This window comes from Sphingomonas sp. SRS2, assembly GCF_000971055.1.
GTDB lineage: Bacteria > Pseudomonadota > Alphaproteobacteria > Sphingomonadales > Sphingomonadaceae > Rhizorhabdus.
In genome coordinates this window covers 1-17,926 of record NZ_LARW01000076.1, presented here as the reverse complement: position 1 = coordinate 17,926, position 17,926 = coordinate 1, and the positions used below count along the sequence as shown (strand labels likewise).

The following is a 17,926-nucleotide window of genomic DNA, read 5'->3' as shown; positions in this document are numbered from 1 at the left end:
CCCCCGGCCCCACCCCCGAAGGGGCGGGGAGATAGAAATGAAGATCGTCACCGTCGACCTTGGCGGCACCAACGCCCGTTTCGCGATCGCCGACCTGCATGACGATCGCCGCCCGACGCTGGGTAAATCGCGCAAGTACAGGACCGCCGATCATGGCGGCCTCACCGACGCCTGGGCGGCCTTCGCCCGCGACGAGGGCGGCGCGCTGCCCAAAGCGGCGAGCATCGCCATCGCCGGGCCGGTCGAAAGCGACCTGATCCGCTTCACCAACAACAGCTGGGTGATCCGTCCCGCCACGCTCGCCGCCGAACTTGGGATCGAGCAGTTGCGTCTGTTCAACGATTTCGCCGCGATGGCGGCGGCGGTGGGCGTGCTCGAGGCCGACGAACTGGCCCATGTCGGCGGCCCCGAAGGTCCGCTGCCGGGCAAGGGCCTCACCACCGTCATCGGTCCGGGCACCGGCCTCGGCGTCGCGCAGCTGCTTCGCCGCGAAGGGCACAACATCGTCCTGCCGACCGAGGGCGGACATATCGACTTCGCCGCGCTTGACGGCTTCGAGGAGAAGCTGCTCGCCCGCTTGCGCGAGCGTCACCGCCGCGTATCGGTCGAGCGGGTCGTCTCGGGCCCCGCGCTTGCCGATATCCGCGCGACGATCGCGCTGATCGCCAGCGAGCCGATCGTGCCGATGGACGATGCGGCGGTCTGGGAATCCGCCACCGACGGCAGCGACCGCGTCTCGGTGCAGGCGCTCGACCGGTTCGTGATGAGCTTCGGCGCGGTGGCGGGGGATCTCGCGCTGGCGCAGGGCGCACAGTCGGTGGTCATCACCGGCGGGCTCTCGAACCGCATCGCCGACCGGCTCGCCAGCCCGCTGTTCAACGACCGGTTCCGCGCCAAAGGCCGTTTCGAGCGGCGCATGGCCGATATCCCAATCCGTCTCGCGCGCCATCCCGAAGCGGGATTGCTGGGGGCCGCCGCCGCCTATCAGGAGGAACATCGCAGATGAACGTCGAACAGGTGATGACCCTCGCGCCCGTGATCCCGGTGCTGGTGATCCATGATGTCACCCATGCGCGTCCGATCGCCGAAGCGCTGGTCGCTGGCGGGCTCCGCGCGCTGGAGGTGACGCTTCGCACCGATTGCGCGCTCGAGGTGATCCGCGAGATGGCGAAGGTCGAGGGTGCGGTGGTGGGTGCCGGGACGGTGCTCAACCCCGACGACGTGAAGGCCAGCGTCGATGCCGGCGCGCGCTTCCTCGTCTCGCCGGGGCTGACCGATCCGCTCGCCAATGCCGCAATTGCCAGCCAGCTGCCGTTTCTACCCGGCACCGCCAATGCCGGCGACATCATGCGCGGGCTCGACATGGGGCTGACCCATTTCAAATTCTTCCCCGCCGCCGCAAATGGCGGCATTCCGGCGCTCAAGGCAATCTCCGCCCCGCTCTACAAGGCGCGATTCTGCCCGACCGGCGGGCTCAGCGAGGAGACCGCGCCCGACTGGCTCGCGCTCGACGCGGTACTGTGCGTCGGGGGCAGCTGGGTGGTGCCTTCTGGCAAGCCCGACCCCGCGGAGATCGAACGTCGCGCCCGCGTGGCAGCGGCGCTCAGGGCCGGCTGAACTTCATTTCCGGGCGACGGCGGCGCGAAAGCCCGCCACCGCCATGTCGGCGAAGGCGGTTAGTTCGTCCATGGTCGCGCCGTCGCGCGCCGCCGACGACATGCCCTTGAGCGCGATCACCACCGACGCCGCCAGTGCATCGGCGCGGTCGGGCAGCTCGCGCGCGATTCGCGCCGCGATGACATCGTGGCTCTCCGCCATGCGCCGCGCGGTCAACGCGCGGGCTTCCGGATCCTGGCTGCCGCGCGCGCCGTCGATCACCAGGCATCCTGCGATGCCATCGCAACCCGGATAGAGTCGCGCGGCGCCCTTCAGCACGCGCTCGACCGCCGCCGCCATGTCGCCCTCGCCGTCCAGTGCCGCCAGCACCAGATTGCCAAAGTCGGCGGTGTAGCGGTCGAGCACGGCATCGAACAACGCGGCCTTGCTGCCGAAGGCGTTGTAGAAGCTCGGAGGGGTGATCCCCATCGCCTTGCCGATCTCGGCCACGCCGACCCCGTCATAGCCATGTTGCTGGAACAGCGTCTGCGCGGTTGCGAGCGCCGCCTCGGGATCGAACGAACGCGGCCTGCCCCGACCCGCAGATTTTTTTGTAGCGATCACTATAAAATCCTTGCGCCTTCGTCTAAGCTATTTATATAGCGATCACTACAGAAATTCAAAGGAGCTTTCCATGAGCCGTCCGCACCGACCCAAGACCCTGATTCTCGGCGGCAGCCGGGGCATCGGCGCCGCGCTCGTCCGCAAGTTCGCGGGCGACGGCGGCGACGTCGTCTTCACCTATGCGGGCGCGCATGAAGCAGCCGCTACGCTGGCGGCCGAAACCGGCGCCCGGGCCATCCGCGTCGACAGCGCCGACCGTGATGCGCTGGTCGCCGCCGTCGCGGCGGAAGGACCGATCGATATCCTCCTCGTCAATGCCGGCACAGCCGTCATTGGCGATCCGCTCGGACTGGAGGCAGACGCGGTAGACAATATGATCGACGTCAACGTTCGCGCGCCCTATTTCGCGGCGGTCGAGGCGGGCCGGACCATGCCCGACAACGGCCGCATTCTCATCATCGGATCGACCAATGGTGACCGCATCCCCTTCGCCGGGGCCGCCGCCTATGCGATGACCAAGTCGGCGATGCAGGGCATGGTGCGCGGCCTCGCCCGCGATTTCGGCCCGCGCGGGATCACCGTCAATTCGATTCAGCCGGGCCCGGTCGACACCGACATGAACCCGTCAAACGGCCCGATGGCGGATCTGATGCACAGCTTCATGGCGATCGGCCGCCATGCCCATGCCGACGAGATCGCCGATTATGCGGCGTTTCTCGCCAGCCCAGCGGCGGCGATGATCACCGGATCCATGCAGACGATCGACGGGGGCTTCGGCGCGTAACAGGACCCGCCCTCTCCCGCCTTCACGGGAGAGGGTTTCGTCTTATCGCGGCAGGGCTCGTTCAGCTTCGGCCATATAGTCGCGGGTGATCGGCACGGCGCGCCGGTCGGCGATATACTGGATCTGATAGTTGCACAGATTGCCGTGCACGAACGCCGCGCGCGCACCCGCCAGGTAGAAGGTCCACATGCGGAAGAAGCGCTCGTCATAGAGAGCCACGATCGCGTCCTTGGCCGCCATCGTGCGGCCATACCAATGGTCGAGTGTCATCGCATAATGGAGCCGCAGCGTCTCGACATCGGCGGCGATCATCCGCGCCGGCTCGCTGGCGGCGATGATCTCCGACAGCGCGGGATTATAGCCGCCCGGGAAGATATATTTGAGGGTGAAGGCATCGGTCTTGCCGGGCACGCCAAGCCGCCCGATCGTGTGGAGCAGCATCACCCCGTCATCGGCGAGCAGCGCGCGGCACTTGCGGAAATAGGTCTCATATTGCGGCACGCCGACATGCTCGAACATGCCGACCGAGACGATCCGGTCGAACCGTCCGGTCAGGTCGCGATAGTCGATCAGCTCGAACTTCACCCGATCGGATACCCCCGCCGCCGCCGCGCGGCCGCGGGCGACCTTGAGCTGTTCCTCCGACAGAGTGATACCCAGCACGTCGACATCCGCCGCGCGATTCAGATAGAGCGCCATCCCGCCCCAGCCGCAGCCGATGTCGAGCACCCGCAGGCCGGGCTTCAGGTTCAGCTTGGCGGCGATGTGCGCCTTCTTGTCGGCCTGCGCCCGATCGAGCCCGACATCGGGGCCGGTGAAATAGGCGCAGCTATATTGGCGGTCGGCATCGAGAAAGAGATCGTACAGCCGGTCGTTAAGATCATAATGATGCGCGACGTTGCGCTTCGACTCGCGCGCCGAATTGAAGCTCTGGATGCGCGCCCGGATACGGTCCCTGATCAGGCTGGCCAGCGTGCCGCGCAGGGTGACGCGGGCATCCTCCCATCTGCCGTTGGCCCGGACCAGATCGATCAGGTCGCGGATGTCCCCTTCCTCTATCACCAGCCGGCCATCCATATATGCCTCGGCGGCGCGCAAATGCGGATTGCTGGCAATGAAGCGCGTCACGCCGGCGTCGGCGAACCGGACGGTGACCGGCCTCAGATCGGGATCGGGATCGCCATAGGTGCGGCGGCTGCCGTCGGCGAAGATGATCGTGAACAACCCGCGCTTGAACAGCCGGCCCACGAACTTATCGAATAGCGACATTGCTGCGCCTTTCCCTGGGGAGCGCATAGAAAACCCGATCGCCGGGCGATGCAAGAGGCGCAGCCGGGGAAATTTAACCGTTAAACGTGCGTCCCGGCACAGTCGCCGGCCTTTGGTCAGCCCAGCGCGGCCTGCTTCTCCGCCGCGAGCCGGTCGAGCTCGGCCCGGCTTTTCTTCTCCGACGCGGATTTGAGCTGCCCGCACGCCGCCATGATGTCGCGTCCGCGCGGGGTGCGCACCGGGGCGGAGATGCCGCCCTTGAAGACGATATCGGAAAAGCGCGCGATCCGCTCGGGATCGGAGCATTCATAGTCCGCGCCCGGCCAGGGGTTGAAAGGGATCAGGTTCACCTTGGCAGGCAGCTGGTATTTTTTGAGCAGCCGGACGAGCTCGCGTGCATCGTCGTCGCTGTCATTCTTGTTCTTGAGCATCACATATTCGAAAGTGATGCGCCGCGCATTATTCGCGCCCGGATAGTCGGCGCAGGCCTGGAGCAGCTCCTCTAGCCCATATTTGCGGTTGAGCGGCACGATCTCGTCGCGCACCTCCTTGGTCACGGCATGAAGCGATACTGCGAGGTTCACCCCGATCTCCTCGCCCGCGCGCGCCATCAGCGGCACCACGCCCGAGGTCGACAGCGTGATCCGCCGCTTCGACAGCGCGAGCCCGTCGCCGTCCATCACCAGCTTGAGCGCATCGCGGACATTGTCGAAATTATACAGCGGCTCGCCCATCCCCATCATCACGATGTTGGTGAGCATCCGTCCTTCGGGCTGCGACGGCCATTCGCCCAGCGCGTCGCGCGCCAGCATCACCTGCCCGACGATCTCGCCCGGGGTCAGATTGCGGACCAGCCGCATCGTGCCGGTGTAGCAGAAGCGGCAGTTGAGCGTGCAGCCGACCTGACTCGACACGCACAACGTTCCCCGATCGGCGTCGGGAATGAACACCATCTCATAATCCTGGCCGTCATCCGAACGGAGCAGCCATTTGCGGGTGCCATCGTTCGAGACCTGCGCCTCGACGACTTCGGGCCGCGACACCACGAAACGCTGCTCGAGCCAGCCGCGCATGTCCTTGGCGATGTCGGTCATCAGCGCGAACTCGGTGACGCCGCGATTGTAGATCCACGAGAATATCTGCTTGGCGCGCAGCTTGGCCTGCTTCGGTTCGAGCTGCGCGGTCTCCAGCGCCATCCGCAGATCGGCCTTGGTCAGCCCAAGCAGGTCGACCCGCCCATCCTGCCGCGCCACGAAGGCGCGCGGCACCGGCACGGGATCGATATGGCCGGGAATGGCCATGGGCGCCATTCCGGGATTCAGGGGCTGCGGGTGATTCATGGCGCGCACATAGGCGATTATCGCGTGAATTTCCACCGAAGCCGGTTTTTGCCGCACGGACGGCGAAAAGGGCGGCGCGCGCTACGGAAATCGATGATGACGCGTAACCGGCGCGGCCGTAACGACAGCAAAATCGCAGGATTTCGATCGGAGGATCGCGAATTCACACCTATATTCGCGGGGCCATGCTATTTGCGCCGCATGGCTTTGTCGCAATGAGTGGCCCTTCCGAAGAAGGCGTCGAGCAAATCGAGAATCTGATGGCGACGCCAAATCTGGCGGATGCGCTGGAAAGCGATCGGTTCAAGCAGTTCCTCGACCATGTCCCCGTCGCGATCGCGGTGTCGGAGCTTCTTCCGTCCGAGACGATAACCTACGCCAATATCGAGTTCGAGCGGCTGACCGGCTGCCCGGTGTCGGACATGGTCGGCCGGAGCTGGCGGACGCTGCCCGGCATCGCCACAGCGCAGGGCGACGACCGGCGACTCAGCGATGCCGTGGCGAACGACCAGGACTATATCGGAACCTTCACCATCACCTGCGCCGATGGACCCATCGATGTCGACGCGTGGTCGAACACGATCGAGGATGACGACGGCACCGAACTGTTCCGGCTGGTGGCACTGGCCACGGTCGGTCAGCATGACGACGGCGCGAATACGCTCCGCTCGCTACGCGAGAAGGATGTTCAGCTGCTCGAACTCCAGCATCGCGTGAAGAACAACCTGCAGATGATTACGGCGTTGATCCGGCTCGAATCGCGCAACGTCACCGATGACGAGACCGGCGAACGGTTCGACCGGCTGGCGGGGCGGATCAATTCGCTCGCGCTGCTCTACGATATGCTGGCGGCGCGCGGGCTCGAACAGAGCGTCGATCTTGGCGTCTATCTCAGCCAGATTGCTTCGTCGGTGATGCAGGCGCATGCGATCGAGGGCATCCGGCTGGACCTGAAGGTCGATACCTGGCCGGTGTCGATCAACATCGCGATGCCCGCCGGGCTGGTCGTCAACGAACTGCTGACCAACGCGCTGAAACACGCTTTTCCGGATCGCGGTGGCACGATCACGCTGCACAGCCTGATCGACGATACCGGATGCCGCGTAACGATCGCCGACGACGGCGTCGGCCTTCCCGCCGGGGAGACATGGCCGAAGCCCGGCAAGCTCGGTTCGGCGATCGCGCAGTCGCTGCGCCAGAACGCCGGCGCCGAATTCGTCGTGACGTCGGCAGCAGGCAAGGGAATGCGCGTCACCGTCTTCTTCCCTCGCGCCGCCGCCGCGCCGACGCCCGTCTGAGCGGGGGCGCCATCACACTACGGTCGACGAGACCTTGGCGTGGCTGCCCTCTTCCGACGGGTCGATCTTGCCGCCGAAGATCATTTTGAGCTTGCCGGTTAGCGACATATCCGACTCCCACAGTTCGGCCTCGTCGATGTCCAGCCGGATCAGCGTCAGACTCGGATCGTTCCTGCCGCCGGGGAACCAGGCCTCGACCGGCTTCGACCAAAGCTTGTCGATCATCGCGGGATCGTTATCGACCGAGACGGTGCCCGCCAGACAGGCAAAGAAATCCTGCCCCTTCGACACGAACTGGGCCATCGCGGCACCGCCCGGTACCAGCCGGTTGTCGCGCCCGACGAAGAAATAGATGCGGTCGGCCTGGTCCTCATCGAGCTGAGCCGTGAGTGGCTCGGCATGGCCGTGACCGCTGAGACCGACCATCATGAAGGGGCCTTGGCTCAGTTTCTTCCAGAGATGCTCTTTGAGCTTGTGCGCGTCCGACATGCTTCTCTCCTCGGGCTGGTTAGACCCAAAGAACGAAGCGGAGCCGCCGGAGTTGCCGCCTCCGCGTCGATTTGCGGCGGATCGTCAATCGCGGTCGGTCGGCGCCCCCAGCGGGAACATGTGCCGGTAGGGTCGCGCTTCGTCGAGGGCGCGCGCATAGCTGGGCCGGGCGAGCAGCCGGGCGCGATAGGCGTGAAGCGCCTCGAAATGCTTCGGGATCGCATAGGTCCAGTCGGCGTAGAGCAGCGCGGGCGCCGCCGCGCAATCGGCGAGGCTGAAATCCCCCGCCGCCCATTCGCGCCCCTGCATATGGCTGTCGAGCACGGCATAAGCTGTGTCGAACGCTGCGTGCCACTTCGCCAGCATCTCGTCGCCGCCGGGCTCGCGGCCGATGGCCGCGAAGACGATCCGCTGCTGCGGATAGTTGATATAATTGTCGAAGAAGCGATCCCACATCCGCACGTCGGCCGCCGCCAGCGGATCGGCCGGGATCAGCCGCGGCGCATCGGGAAAGCGCGCGTCGAGATAGTCGATGATCGAGGTGGCTTCGAACACCAGCTTGCCGTCATGGTCGATGGCCGGGAAACGGCCGACCGGCCACAGCGCCGCGAACTCCACCGATACCGGCCCGTCACCGTCCAGCATGCGTGTCTCGAAGGCGATGCCCTTCTCGTAAAAAGCGGTCGTCGCCTTCTGACAGTAGGATGACAGCGGGTGGAGATAGAGTTTCAGCGCCATGATCGGTCCTAGCGCAGCTTGGCGATGTTGAGGCTATCGGCCTTGGCCCGGTCCTTGGTCGATTCTTCACTGCGCTTGAGCGCCTTGGCGATCGCTTTAAGCGCCATGCCCTTCTTGGCGAGGGTGTGGAGCTTCTGGATCTCGTCCTGCGTCCAGGGCTGGCGGTGGCGCTCGAAACGGTCCGCGGACATGATCTTCCTCGCTGCTCGGCTGGGCCCGCTCGGGGCCGACAGCGCTGGTTAGCATCAAGCGCGCGGCGTGGCAGCGATTTTCGCCGCGTACGACGGATGCGGTTTGCCGATGGCCGCGATAAGGCGTATAATGCCCGCATCGCCGCCTTCTCGCATGCAGGCATGCGGCGACCGAGAGATTCTTTGCGCTCCCGCTTGCCGACCGGCCGGAGCATGATGATGTCCCACTCTCCCTGCGATACCAGCATGCTGGAGCAGTTCCGCCGCAAGGCGCTCGCCGCCGCCGCGGGCAGCGGCGATCCGCTCGTCCGCCAGCAGTTCACCGACCTCGCCGAAAGCTATGCCGAGACCGCGACCGAATTGCGCAGGCACGGCGCTGCGGTGCTGCCATCGCCCGACCTTACCCGGATGCCGTGGCGATCGGTGCCGCTCTGGATAACCAACGACCAGTAACCACCACGCGAAGGACATCGATATGGCCAAGGGCCAGCAGAAGAAGAGCAAGGAAATCCGCAAGCCCAAGAAGGAAGGGCCGCCGAAGACCAATGCGTCCAATCCGTCGCAGAAGAATACGGTCATGGGCGTGAAGTCCTGAAGACCCCGCATGGATCTTCACAGCCTGTTGGGCCGGCATGAGCCCGACCTGATGGCGAGCCGCTGGGACGAGGGCCGCTTCGTCACCAGCTGCACGATATGCGGGCGACCGATGGTCAAACCGCCTGGTGGCGGCTGGCTGCTGGCGCGGCCGCGCCGGTGAGGCGCGCCGCGCCCGGCGCGACGTACACCTCCTAATTGACGCCCCGCTAAAATGGATGCACTTTCACCCGATAAGCAATAATCGGGGAGACGGGCGTGGACATAGGGGCGGGCGCAGGCCGCGAAACGCAGGATCGGCCGAACGGCGCCTTCATCCATCCCGGCTATCGCAGCGGCTTCATCCTCGTGGTGTCGCTGTTCTTCATCTGGGCGATCGCCAATAATTTCAACGACATCCTGATTCGCCAGTTCCAGAAGGCGCTCGCGCTCGACCGCGCCGAGGCGGGGCTGATCCAGTTCGTCTATTATATCGGCTATTTCACCATGGCGCTGCCTGCCGGCTTCGTCATGCGCCGCTTCGGCTATCGCGCCGGCATCATCACCGGGCTGCTGCTTTATGCCAGCGGCGCATTGCTGTTCTGGCCGGCGGCGGAAGTGCGGCTCTATCTGCCCTTCCTCGCCGCGCTCTACATCATCGCCTGCGGCGCGGCCTTCCTCGAGACCGCCGCCAACCCCTATGTCGTCGCCTTCGGCGATCCGCGCCGCGCCTCGCAGCGGCTCAACTTCGCGCACGCCTTCAACGGGCTCGGCTCGGTGCTCGCACCCGCGCTCGGCGGCATCTTCATCTTCTCGGGGGTCGAGCATGGCCACGAAGCGCTGTCGTCGATGTCGCCCGCGCAGCTCGATGCGTTCCGCGCAGCCGAGGCGGGCATGGTGCAGATGCCCTATCTGATCCTCGCGATCGTCGTCGCGCTGGTCGCGCTCGCGGTTGCTTTCGTGCCGCTGCCGGCGGTCGACACCAGCGGGGGCGCGGCCGATAGCGACGGCAAGCGCCCCGGCCTCGCCGGCCTGCTGCGCGAACGCGGGCTGACCCGCGCGGTGGTCGCGCAATTCTTCTACATCGGCGCGCAGGTGAGCCTGTGGAGCTTCTTCGTCGACTATGTGAAGGAGACCGCCCCCGCCTTCTCGGAAAAGCAGGCCGCCTTCCTGCTCTCGGGCAGCCTCGTCCTGTTCATGCTCGGCCGCTTCGGCGGCGCGGCGCTGATGACGCGCCACAGCCCCGCGCGCATGCTCTCGATCGCCGCGGCGTCGAGCATCGCACTTTGCGCACTGGCGACTGTCCTCCCCGGCTACGCCTCGGTCGCGGCGCTGACCCTCACCGGCCTGACCACCGCGATCATCTTCCCGACGATCTTCTCGCTGGGCGTCCGCGATCTCGGCCCGCGCGCCTCGCTCGGCGCGTCATTGCTGATCATGGCGATCGTCGGCGGCGCGGTGCTGCCGCCGCTGATGGGCCTGCTCAGCCAGACCGGCCTGGGCCTGCGCGGGTCGCTGATCGTCCCCGCCGTCAGCTTCGCGATCATCGCGCTATATGGCTGGCGTCAGGCGCGGCGGGATGCGACCGCCGGTTAGCGTCGCCCCGGCCTCCGCCGGAGCGCCCCTTGTGACTACCCTTTGTACAGCCCGTCGATCCGTTCCCCATAGACTGCGCGGATCGCGTGGCGGCGGTTCTTCATCGATGGGGTCATCTGCTCATTGTCGATCGAGAAGGGCTCGTCGGCGATGACGATGCGGCGGACCTTCTCGATCACCGACAGGTCGGCGTTGACCCGGTCGACCGCCGCCATCAGCGCGCGGTGGAGATCGGCATTGCGGCTGAGGCTGGCGAGCTCGGGCGAGAGACCCCTCTCCGCCGCCCAGCCGGCGAGCCACTCCTGATCGGGCACGACGAGCCCGACAATATACGGTCGCTTGTCGCCCGAGACCATCGCCTGGGCGATCTCGGGCCGGAGGGTCAGCATGCCTTCCAGCTTCTGCGGCGCGACATTGTCGCCCTTGTCGTTGACGATGATGTCCTTCTTGCGATCGGTGATCTTGAGCCGCCCCTTCGCGTCGAGCAGGCCGACATCGCCGGTGTGGAGCCAGCCGTCCTTCAGCACCCGCTCGCTCTCGGCCTCGTTGCGCCAGTAGCCGTGCATCACCAGTTCGCCGCGCACCAATATCTCGCCGTCATCGGCGATCTTCACCTCGACACCCTTCATCGGCGGGCCCACCGTCGTCGAATCGATCCCCGCGCCGGGACGGTTGCACGACACGACCGGCCCCGATTCGGTCTGGCCATAGCCCTGTAGCAAGGTGAGGCCGAGCGCGGCGAAGAACTGGCCGATCTCCGGATTGAGCGGCGCGCCCCCCGAGACAAGCGCCTTGCTTCGCCCGCCGAAGCGCTTCTGCACCTTGGGCTTGAGCAACAGGTCGATCGCAATCTTGTACGGATAATCGGTCAGGCGCAGCTTCTCGCGCGATCCCAGCTCGATCGCCTTGTCGAGCAGCTTCTGGCCGATCCCGCCCTGCTTCTCGACAGCCTTGATCAGCCGCGCGCGGATCAGCTCGAACAGCCGGGGGACGACGACCATGATCGTCGGACCGACCTCCTCGATATTCGCGGCGAGCTTCTCCAGCCCCTCGGCATAATAGATCTGCCCGCCCAGTCCGATCGGCAGGAACTGGCCGCCGCTATGCTCATAGGCATGGCTGAGCGGCAGGAAGGACAGGAATATCTCGTCTCCCCAGCCGAAATCGGCTTCGATGATATCGATGCAGCCTTCGACGTTGAGCAGGATCGCGCCGTGATGCTGGCGCACCCCGCGCGGCGCGCCGCCGGTGCCGCTGGTGTAGATCAGGCAGGCAAGATCCTCGCGCCGCACATCGGCGACGGCGGCCGCCGCTGCCGCGACATCGGCATTGGGATCGCCCGCCAGTTCGGCGAAGGACAGGGTGCGGGTGCCGCCGGAGGGCAGCGCTTCCATCGCGATCAGGAACTCGCAGGTCGACGAGCGGACGATCGCGGGCAGCAGCACCTGCGCCAGCTTCGCGGTCGAGACGATCGCCGCCCGCGCGCCGCTATTCTCCAGGATGTGGGTATGATCGCGCTCGGTGTTGGTCGTGTAGGTCGGCACGGTGACGCAGCCCGCCGCCATGATCGCGAGATCGGCGACGCAGAATTCAGGCCGGTTTTCCGAGACGAGGACGACCCGGTCGCCTTCCTTCAGTCCCTGCGCCTTGAGCGCGGCGGCGAGCGAAGCGACCTGGCGAGCGATCTCCGCCCAACTCTGCGACCGCCATTCGCCTCCCTGCTTCGCCCATAGAAAGGGTGCGTCCCCCTTCGCCGCGGCGCGGGTGAAGAACATCGTGACCAGGTTGGGAAATCGCTCGAAAGTGCGCATCGTCTCTCCTGCCGCGTCTTTTGCGCCTGTCGATCGGAATATAGGCCCGCGCGCACCGGTGGATAGAGCATAACCGTTACAAAGTGACGCAGCGGAAACAAGGCTATTCGGAAGGTCTATCCTTCTGGAGCGCCGCTGCGGCAGGCTTGATCACGGCACCGTCGATGGTCATCGACACGCCTTCGCTGCGCGGGTCGGCCGCGCCTGCCCAGCCGCCGTCGCGCCATTCGATCGCATTAGCCTTCAGCCCGAGCGGTGCGACCGACAGGCGCTCGCCGAGCGCCGTCAGCGCGGGCAGCATCGCTTCGATATGCGTGCCCTTCTCCGCCACGCCGCCCGGTCGCGGCGCGTAGAGCAGACCCATCGAAATCGCGTCCTGCGCGGTCAGTTTCCAATCGATCACCCCGATCAGCGCCTTGGCGACCTGCGCGATGATCGTCGATCCCCCCGCCGCGCCGATCGAAAGCCGCACCTTGCCCGCCGGGTCGAAGACGATCAGCGGCGACATCGAACTGCGCGGGCGCTTGCCGCCTTCGACCCGGTTGGCGGTAAGGAAGCCGCCCTTGTCGGGCGTGAGGTTGAAGTCGGTCAGTTCGTTGTTGAGGAACAGCCCGTGCATGCTCTGGCCCGATCCGAACACGCTTTCGATCGTCACCGTCACCTGCGCGACATTCCCCCAACGGTCGACCGCGGTGAGCGACGAGGTACCATGTTCGGGCTGTGGCTCGGCTGCCTTGAACGCCGGCGCGCCGGCGGGCATCCCGGCCGTCACACTCGCCATCGTCACATCGGGTGAAATCAGCGCCGACCGCCTCGCGACATAGTCGGAGGCGAGTAGCCCTTCGACCGGGACCTGAACATAATCGGGATCGGCGATCCATGCGTCGCGATCGGCATAGGCAAGACGCGAGCTTTCGGCGAACAGATGCCAGGCGACCGGTGAATCCTTGCCGAGGCCGGCCATGTCGAACCGTTCGAGCTGCCGGAGGATAAGCAATACGGTGATCGCGCCCGACGCGGGCGGGCCCATGCCGCAGATCCGATAGCCGCGATAGGCGCCGCAGACCGGCGGACGCTCGCGCACCTGATAGCTGGCCAGATCGCCGGTGGTCATCTTCGAGGGGTTGCGCGCCGCGCCGTTGACGGTCGCGACAAGAGTCTGCGCCGGGGGGCCGACATAGAAATAATCAGGGCCGCGCTTCGCGATCGCGTCGTACAGCGCGGCGAGCTCGGGGTTCTTCACCACCGTACCGACCGGCTTGGCCTGACCATCGGGGGTGTAGAGGTAGGATTTCGCCCAGTCGTTGAAGAAGCCGGTGGCCGGCATCCGCGTCAGGAAATTGTTGAAACGCGGCGTGATCGCCCATCCGTCCCGCGCGAGCTTTGTCGCCGGGCCGAACAGCGCCTTCCATGCCAGCCTGCCATGTTCGGCGTGCGCGGTCTCCATCAGCCGCAGCTCGCCCGGCACGCCGACGCTGCGGCCTCCCGGCACTGCCTGGCGGACCGGCATCGCCTTGCCGTCATCCCCGAAGAACCAGCGCGGATCGGCGGCGGCTGGCGCGGCCTCACGCGCGTCATAACTGCTCAGCTTGCCGGTGCGGGCGTCATAATAGACCATGAAACCGCCGCCGCCGATGCCCGAATGGGCAGGTTCGACGACCCCCAGCGCAAGCATCATCGCCACCGCCGCATCGGCGGCGGTTCCGCCCTTCTTCAGCATCTCGACCCCTGCGGCGGCGGCGCGGGGGTCGGCGGCGGACACCATCGGCGGCGCGGCATGGGCTGCGACGGGCGCGACGACGACGAGGGCGAGAGCGAGAAGAGTGCGCTGCAACATATCAGCAGCTTATTGCCTCTTAATCGATCCGTCACCCCAGCCAGCCTTCAGACCCAACCGCCTCCCCGATCGTCGCGAACCCATCGCGATCGAGCAGCTTCACCAGCCCGGCATTAATCCGCTTCGCCAGGCCCGGCCCTTCATAGACCAGCGCCGAATAGAGCTGAACGAGGCTCGCCCCGGCCCGGATGCGCGCATAGGCGTCCTCGGCGCTCGCGATCCCGCCCGCCGCGATCAGCGGCATCGCGCCGCCGGTCGCTTTTCGGAAATCGGCCAGCCGCTGCTGCGCGAGATCCTTCAACGGCGCGCCCGACAGGCCCCCCGTCTCTCCGCCGTGGCGCGACGCCAGCACGGGGCGCGTGATCGTCGTATTCGAGACGATCAGCCCGTCGAGCCGGTGCGCCGCCGAAATCTCCGCAACGTCGTCGATATCGGCGGGCTCGAGATCGGGTGCGACCTTAAGAAATACCGGTGGGCCACCGGCGGGCCGCGCCGCCATCACCGCACCCAGCAGATCGTCGAGTGCGCCGCGATCCTGCAGGGCGCGCAAGCCCGGCGTGTTCGGCGAGGAGATGTTGACGGTCAGGTAGCGCGCGACCCCCGCCATCACCTGCACCCCGCGCGCATAATCGGCGATCCGGTCGGCGGCGTCCTTGTTCGCGCCGATATTGACCCCGACGATGCCGGGCCGGGCATTGCGGCGGAGCAGCCGCTCATGCGCCGCCGCCTGACCGCCATTGTTAAAGCCCATGCGGTTGATCACCGCCTCGTCCTCGACCAGCCGGAACAGGCGTGGACGCGGATTGCCCGCCTGCGGAAAGGGCGTCAGCGTCCCCACCTCGGTAAAGCCGAAGCCAAGCCCGAGCATCGCGTCGGGAACCTGCGCGTCCTTGTCGAACCCGGCGGCGAGCCCGACCGGATTGGGAAAGCGTAGCCCCGCCACATCGATCGCCAGACGCGGGTCGGCGGCAGGCGCTTTCCCCGGTTTCAGCCGCAACGCCCGGATCGTCGCGCGATGCGCGCGCTCGGCCTCAAGGGTGAACAGCAGCGGGCGGAAGGCGGTGTAGAACGACATGGCGTTCGCCTAGAGCATTTTAAGCGTGGTGGAGAAGATTTTTCGCCGTCTCCGGGATTAAATCGCCTCCCTCATCCGTTGATCCGGCAGCGCTCATGTCTCCCGTGGCACGTGCGCGTACAAGCGGCGCCTTCGGGCGCCGTGGTTGCCGTATCCGCCTTTTTTTAAGCCCTGAGGCGGGGACGGTATCGGATGGCCACCTCTGGTCCATTCGATGGCCCGGCCGGTTCATCGCCGGCCGGGCCTTCCGATTGCCTGGCCATGCCGCACGCCCCTTGACCTTGGCCGTCTGCGCGCCCATCTGCCTAATCGGATCGAATCAGTCCGATTGGAAACCAAGCGACCATGCGCCTGTCCAGCCTAGCCGATTATGCGGTCGTGATGCTCTCCGCCGCCGCGCGCCATGCGCCGGGCGAGCGGCTGACCGCGACCCAGCTTGCCGACGAGACCGGCGTGCCGCTCCCCACCGCGCAGAAGCTGATGGGTCGGCTCACGCAGGCGGGGCTGCTCAGCTCGGCGCGCGGCACCGGCGGCGGCGTCCGCCTCGCCCGCGATCCGGCCGAAATAAGCCTCGCCGACATCGTCGAGGCGGTCGAAGGCCCGATCGCGCTGACCGCCTGCGTCGACGATCTGCGCCACGACTGTGGCCTCGAAACATCATGTCGCGTCAAACCGCATTGGGGCGTGGTCAACAGCACGATCCGCGGCGCGCTGGGCGGAGTCAGCCTTGCAATGCTGTCGGGCGCTTCTACGGGAGTGCCCGCATGAGCGACACACGCACCAGCACCGACCGAACGGACAAGAATCGCGCCGCGATCGACGCCGCCGACAAGGCTTCCAACTATGAATGGGGCTTCAGCAGCGACATCGAGCAGGATTTCGCGCCCAAGGGTTTGTCCGAGGACACCGTGCGCTTCATCTCCGCCAAGAAGAACGAGCCCGAATGGATGCTCGAATGGCGGCTGAAGGCCTATCGCCACTGGCTGACGATGACGCCGCCCGACTGGGCGAAGCTCAACGTGCCGCCGATCGATTATCAGGACGCCTATTATTACGCCGAGCCCAAGGCGAAGAAGGAACTCGGCTCGCTCGACGAGGTCGATCCCGAGATCCTGCGCGTCTATGAAAAGCTCGGCATTCCGATCGAGGAGCAGAAGGTCCTCGCCGGCGTCGAAGGCGCACGCAGGGTCGCGGTCGACGCGGTGTTCGACAGCGTCTCGGTCGCCACCACCTTCCGCGCAGAGCTCGAAAAGGCCGGGGTCATCTTCCGCTCGATCAGCGAGGCGATCCGCGAATATCCCGAGCATGTGAAGAAGTGGCTCGGCAAGATCGTGCCGATGCACGACAATTATTTCGCGACGCTCAACTGCGCCGTCTTCTCCGACGGCACCTTCGTGTACATCCCCGAAGGGGTACGCTGCCCGATGGAGCTGAGCACCTATTTCCGGATCAATGCCGAGAATACCGGCCAGTTCGAACGCACGCTGATCGTCGCCGACAAGGGCAGCCACGTCTCCTATCTGGAGGGCTGCACCGCGCCGATGCGCGACGAGAACCAGCTCCACGCGGCGGTGGTCGAACTGGTCGCGCTCGACGATGCCGAGATCAAATATTCGACCGTCCAGAACTGGTATCCGGGCGACGCCGAGGGCAAGGGCGGAATCTACAACTTCGTCACCAAGCGCGCGCTGTGCCAGGGCAAGAACTCGAAGGTCAGCTGGACCCAGGTCGAGACCGGCAGCGCGATCACCTGGAAATATCCGAGCTGCGTCCTCGCGGGCGAGAACAGCGTCGGCGAATTCTATTCGGTCGCGGTCACCAACAACCGCCAGCAGGCCGACACCGGCACCAAGATGATCCATCTCGGCAAGAACAGCCGATCGACGATCGTGTCGAAGGGCATTTCGGCCGGGAAGAGCGACAACACCTATCGCGGCCTCGTCCGCGTCGCCCCCACCGCCGAAGGCGCGCGCAACTTCACCCAGTGCGACAGCCTGCTGCTCGGCGACCAATGCGGCGCGCACACCGTCCCCTATATCGAGGTGAAGAACCCGTCGGCGCAGATCGAGCATGAGGCGACCACCTCGAAGATCAGTGACGACCAGCTCTTCTACGCGATGTCGCGCGGGCTCGATCAGGAAGCCTCGGTCGCGCTGATCGTCAACGGCTTCGCCAAGGAAGTGCTCCAGCAACTCCCGATGGAATTCGCGGTCGAAGCGCAGAAGCTGCTCGGGATAAGCCTGGAGGGGTCGGTTGGCTGATCTTTCCCCTCGCGACCAGAATCGCCGGCTCGACTCCCCTCCCCTTCGGGGGAGGGGCCGGGGGTGGGGGCTATCCGCTGGGCGCATCGGTCAGCTGCAGGGCTACGCCCGTGACATGCGGCGTGAATCGACCGAGCCGGAAGTGCGACTGTGGCGCGCGCTGTCTCGTTTGCAGCTTGGCTTCAAATCCCGCCGGCAGGCCGTGATCGGCTCGTACATTGCCGACTTTCTCTGCCCGCAAAAAGCGCTGATCGTCGAAGTCGACGGCAACACGCACGACGTCGATATCGATCGTCGTCGCGATGCTGCCCTTCGGGCAAAGGGCTTCACCGTCCTGCACGTTACCAACGACGAGGTGATGAACAACCTCGACGGGGTTCGCGAAACGATCTTCGCCGCACTTCAAAAAGCGCCGGATCGCTGGGCGAGCCCCCACCCCAACCC

The 17,926-nt window shown here is 66.0% G+C and carries 19 protein-coding genes; 10 read left to right on the top strand and 9 right to left on the bottom strand.

Features of this window, described 5'->3' with window-relative positions; all coding sequences use genetic code 11:
* Positions 1–37 precede the first annotated feature (37 nt).
* Both WP12_RS09075 and eda read left to right on the top strand, forming a co-directional pair.
* Positions 38–1,006: a glucokinase gene (locus tag WP12_RS09075; RefSeq protein WP_046193395.1), complete on the top strand. Its 969-nt coding sequence runs from the start codon at positions 38–40 to the stop codon at positions 1,004–1,006.
* Positions 1,003–1,617 carry a bifunctional 4-hydroxy-2-oxoglutarate aldolase/2-dehydro-3-deoxy-phosphogluconate aldolase gene (eda, locus tag WP12_RS09070; protein WP_046193394.1) on the top strand — a complete coding sequence of 205 codons (615 nt, stop codon included), beginning with the start codon at positions 1,003–1,005 and terminating at the stop codon, positions 1,615–1,617. Before WP12_RS09075 ends, eda begins: the two co-directional genes overlap by 4 nt.
* A 3-nt stretch (positions 1,618–1,620) precedes the next feature.
* Here the strand turns inward: eda and WP12_RS09065 are convergent, their stop codons facing one another.
* Positions 1,621–2,220 carry a TetR/AcrR family transcriptional regulator gene (locus WP12_RS09065; RefSeq protein ID WP_046193393.1) on the bottom strand — a complete coding sequence of 200 codons (600 nt, stop codon included), beginning with the start codon at positions 2,218–2,220 and terminating at the stop codon, positions 1,621–1,623.
* Positions 2,221–2,290: 70 nt separating this feature from the next.
* On the opposite strand from WP12_RS09065, the gene bdcA reads away from it, so the two are divergent.
* A complete protein-coding gene (gene bdcA / locus WP12_RS09060; protein ID WP_046193392.1) occupies positions 2,291–3,004 on the top strand; it encodes an SDR family oxidoreductase in 714 nt (237 codons plus the stop codon).
* Positions 3,005–3,046: 42 nt separating this feature from the next.
* Here bdcA and WP12_RS09055 read toward each other — a convergent pair whose 3' ends face one another.
* The gene (locus WP12_RS09055; RefSeq protein ID WP_046193391.1) at positions 3,047–4,273 is read right to left on the bottom strand and encodes an SAM-dependent methyltransferase; all 1,227 of its coding nucleotides are present in this window, start codon (positions 4,271–4,273) and stop codon (positions 3,047–3,049) included.
* A gap of 116 nt (positions 4,274–4,389) precedes the next feature.
* The gene (gene rlmN, locus WP12_RS09050; RefSeq protein ID WP_046193399.1) at positions 4,390–5,613 is read right to left on the bottom strand and encodes a 23S rRNA (adenine(2503)-C(2))-methyltransferase RlmN; all 1,224 of its coding nucleotides are present in this window, start codon (positions 5,611–5,613) and stop codon (positions 4,390–4,392) included.
* A 215-nt stretch (positions 5,614–5,828) separates the two neighbouring features.
* Between rlmN and WP12_RS09045 the strand changes: the two genes are divergently transcribed.
* The gene (locus WP12_RS09045; protein WP_046193398.1) at positions 5,829–6,911 is read left to right on the top strand and encodes a sensor histidine kinase; all 1,083 of its coding nucleotides are present in this window, start codon (positions 5,829–5,831) and stop codon (positions 6,909–6,911) included.
* 12 nt (positions 6,912–6,923) lie between these two features.
* Here the strand turns inward: WP12_RS09045 and WP12_RS09040 are convergent, their stop codons facing one another.
* The 3 genes from WP12_RS09040 to WP12_RS09030 form a co-directional block, all read right to left on the bottom strand.
* A complete protein-coding gene (locus tag WP12_RS09040; RefSeq protein WP_046193390.1) occupies positions 6,924–7,400 on the bottom strand; it encodes a pyridoxamine 5'-phosphate oxidase family protein in 477 nt (158 codons plus the stop codon).
* An 84-nt stretch (positions 7,401–7,484) separates the two neighbouring features.
* Complete coding sequence (locus tag WP12_RS09035; protein WP_046193389.1) at positions 7,485–8,138, bottom strand: glutathione S-transferase family protein; 654 nt, start codon at positions 8,136–8,138, stop codon at positions 7,485–7,487.
* 8 nt (positions 8,139–8,146) lie between these two features.
* Positions 8,147–8,329, bottom strand: a complete 183-nt coding sequence (locus WP12_RS09030) for a hypothetical protein (RefSeq protein ID WP_046193388.1) — start codon at positions 8,327–8,329, stop codon at positions 8,147–8,149.
* A gap of 219 nt (positions 8,330–8,548) precedes the next feature.
* Between WP12_RS09030 and WP12_RS09025 the strand changes: the two genes are divergently transcribed.
* From WP12_RS09025 to fucP, 3 genes are all read left to right on the top strand, one after another.
* A complete protein-coding gene (locus WP12_RS09025; RefSeq protein ID WP_152663936.1) occupies positions 8,549–8,782 on the top strand; it encodes a hypothetical protein in 234 nt (77 codons plus the stop codon).
* A gap of 151 nt (positions 8,783–8,933) precedes the next feature.
* A complete protein-coding gene (locus tag WP12_RS25255) occupies positions 8,934–9,086 on the top strand; it encodes a hypothetical protein (RefSeq protein ID WP_160299197.1) in 153 nt (50 codons plus the stop codon).
* 95 nt (positions 9,087–9,181) lie between these two features.
* On the top strand, positions 9,182–10,498 hold the full coding sequence (fucP, locus tag WP12_RS09020; protein WP_200894481.1) for an L-fucose:H+ symporter permease: 1,317 nt from the start codon (positions 9,182–9,184) through the stop codon (positions 10,496–10,498).
* 35 nt (positions 10,499–10,533) lie between these two features.
* Here fucP and WP12_RS09015 read toward each other — a convergent pair whose 3' ends face one another.
* From WP12_RS09015 to WP12_RS09005, 3 genes are all read right to left on the bottom strand, one after another.
* Positions 10,534–12,309 carry an AMP-dependent synthetase/ligase gene (locus tag WP12_RS09015; RefSeq protein WP_046193386.1) on the bottom strand — a complete coding sequence of 592 codons (1,776 nt, stop codon included), beginning with the start codon at positions 12,307–12,309 and terminating at the stop codon, positions 10,534–10,536.
* Positions 12,310–12,412: 103 nt separating this feature from the next.
* A complete protein-coding gene (gene ggt, locus WP12_RS09010) occupies positions 12,413–14,146 on the bottom strand; it encodes a gamma-glutamyltransferase (RefSeq protein ID WP_235399074.1) in 1,734 nt (577 codons plus the stop codon).
* A 31-nt stretch (positions 14,147–14,177) separates the two neighbouring features.
* A complete protein-coding gene (locus WP12_RS09005; protein WP_046193385.1) occupies positions 14,178–15,221 on the bottom strand; it encodes a quinone-dependent dihydroorotate dehydrogenase in 1,044 nt (347 codons plus the stop codon).
* Between the two features lie 345 nt (positions 15,222–15,566).
* Here WP12_RS09005 and WP12_RS09000 point away from each other — a divergent pair, with 345 nt between their 5' ends.
* The 3 genes from WP12_RS09000 to WP12_RS08990 all read left to right on the top strand — a co-directional run.
* Positions 15,567–15,989, top strand: a complete 423-nt coding sequence (locus WP12_RS09000; protein ID WP_046193384.1) for an SUF system Fe-S cluster assembly regulator — start codon at positions 15,567–15,569, stop codon at positions 15,987–15,989.
* Positions 15,986–17,482 carry a Fe-S cluster assembly protein SufB gene (gene sufB / locus WP12_RS08995; RefSeq protein WP_046193383.1) on the top strand — a complete coding sequence of 499 codons (1,497 nt, stop codon included), beginning with the start codon at positions 15,986–15,988 and terminating at the stop codon, positions 17,480–17,482. Before WP12_RS09000 ends, sufB begins: the two co-directional genes overlap by 4 nt.
* Positions 17,483–17,597: 115 nt before the next feature.
* Positions 17,598–17,926: endonuclease domain-containing protein (locus WP12_RS08990; RefSeq protein WP_046193382.1), on the top strand; the 329-nt coding region annotated here is incomplete at its 3' end.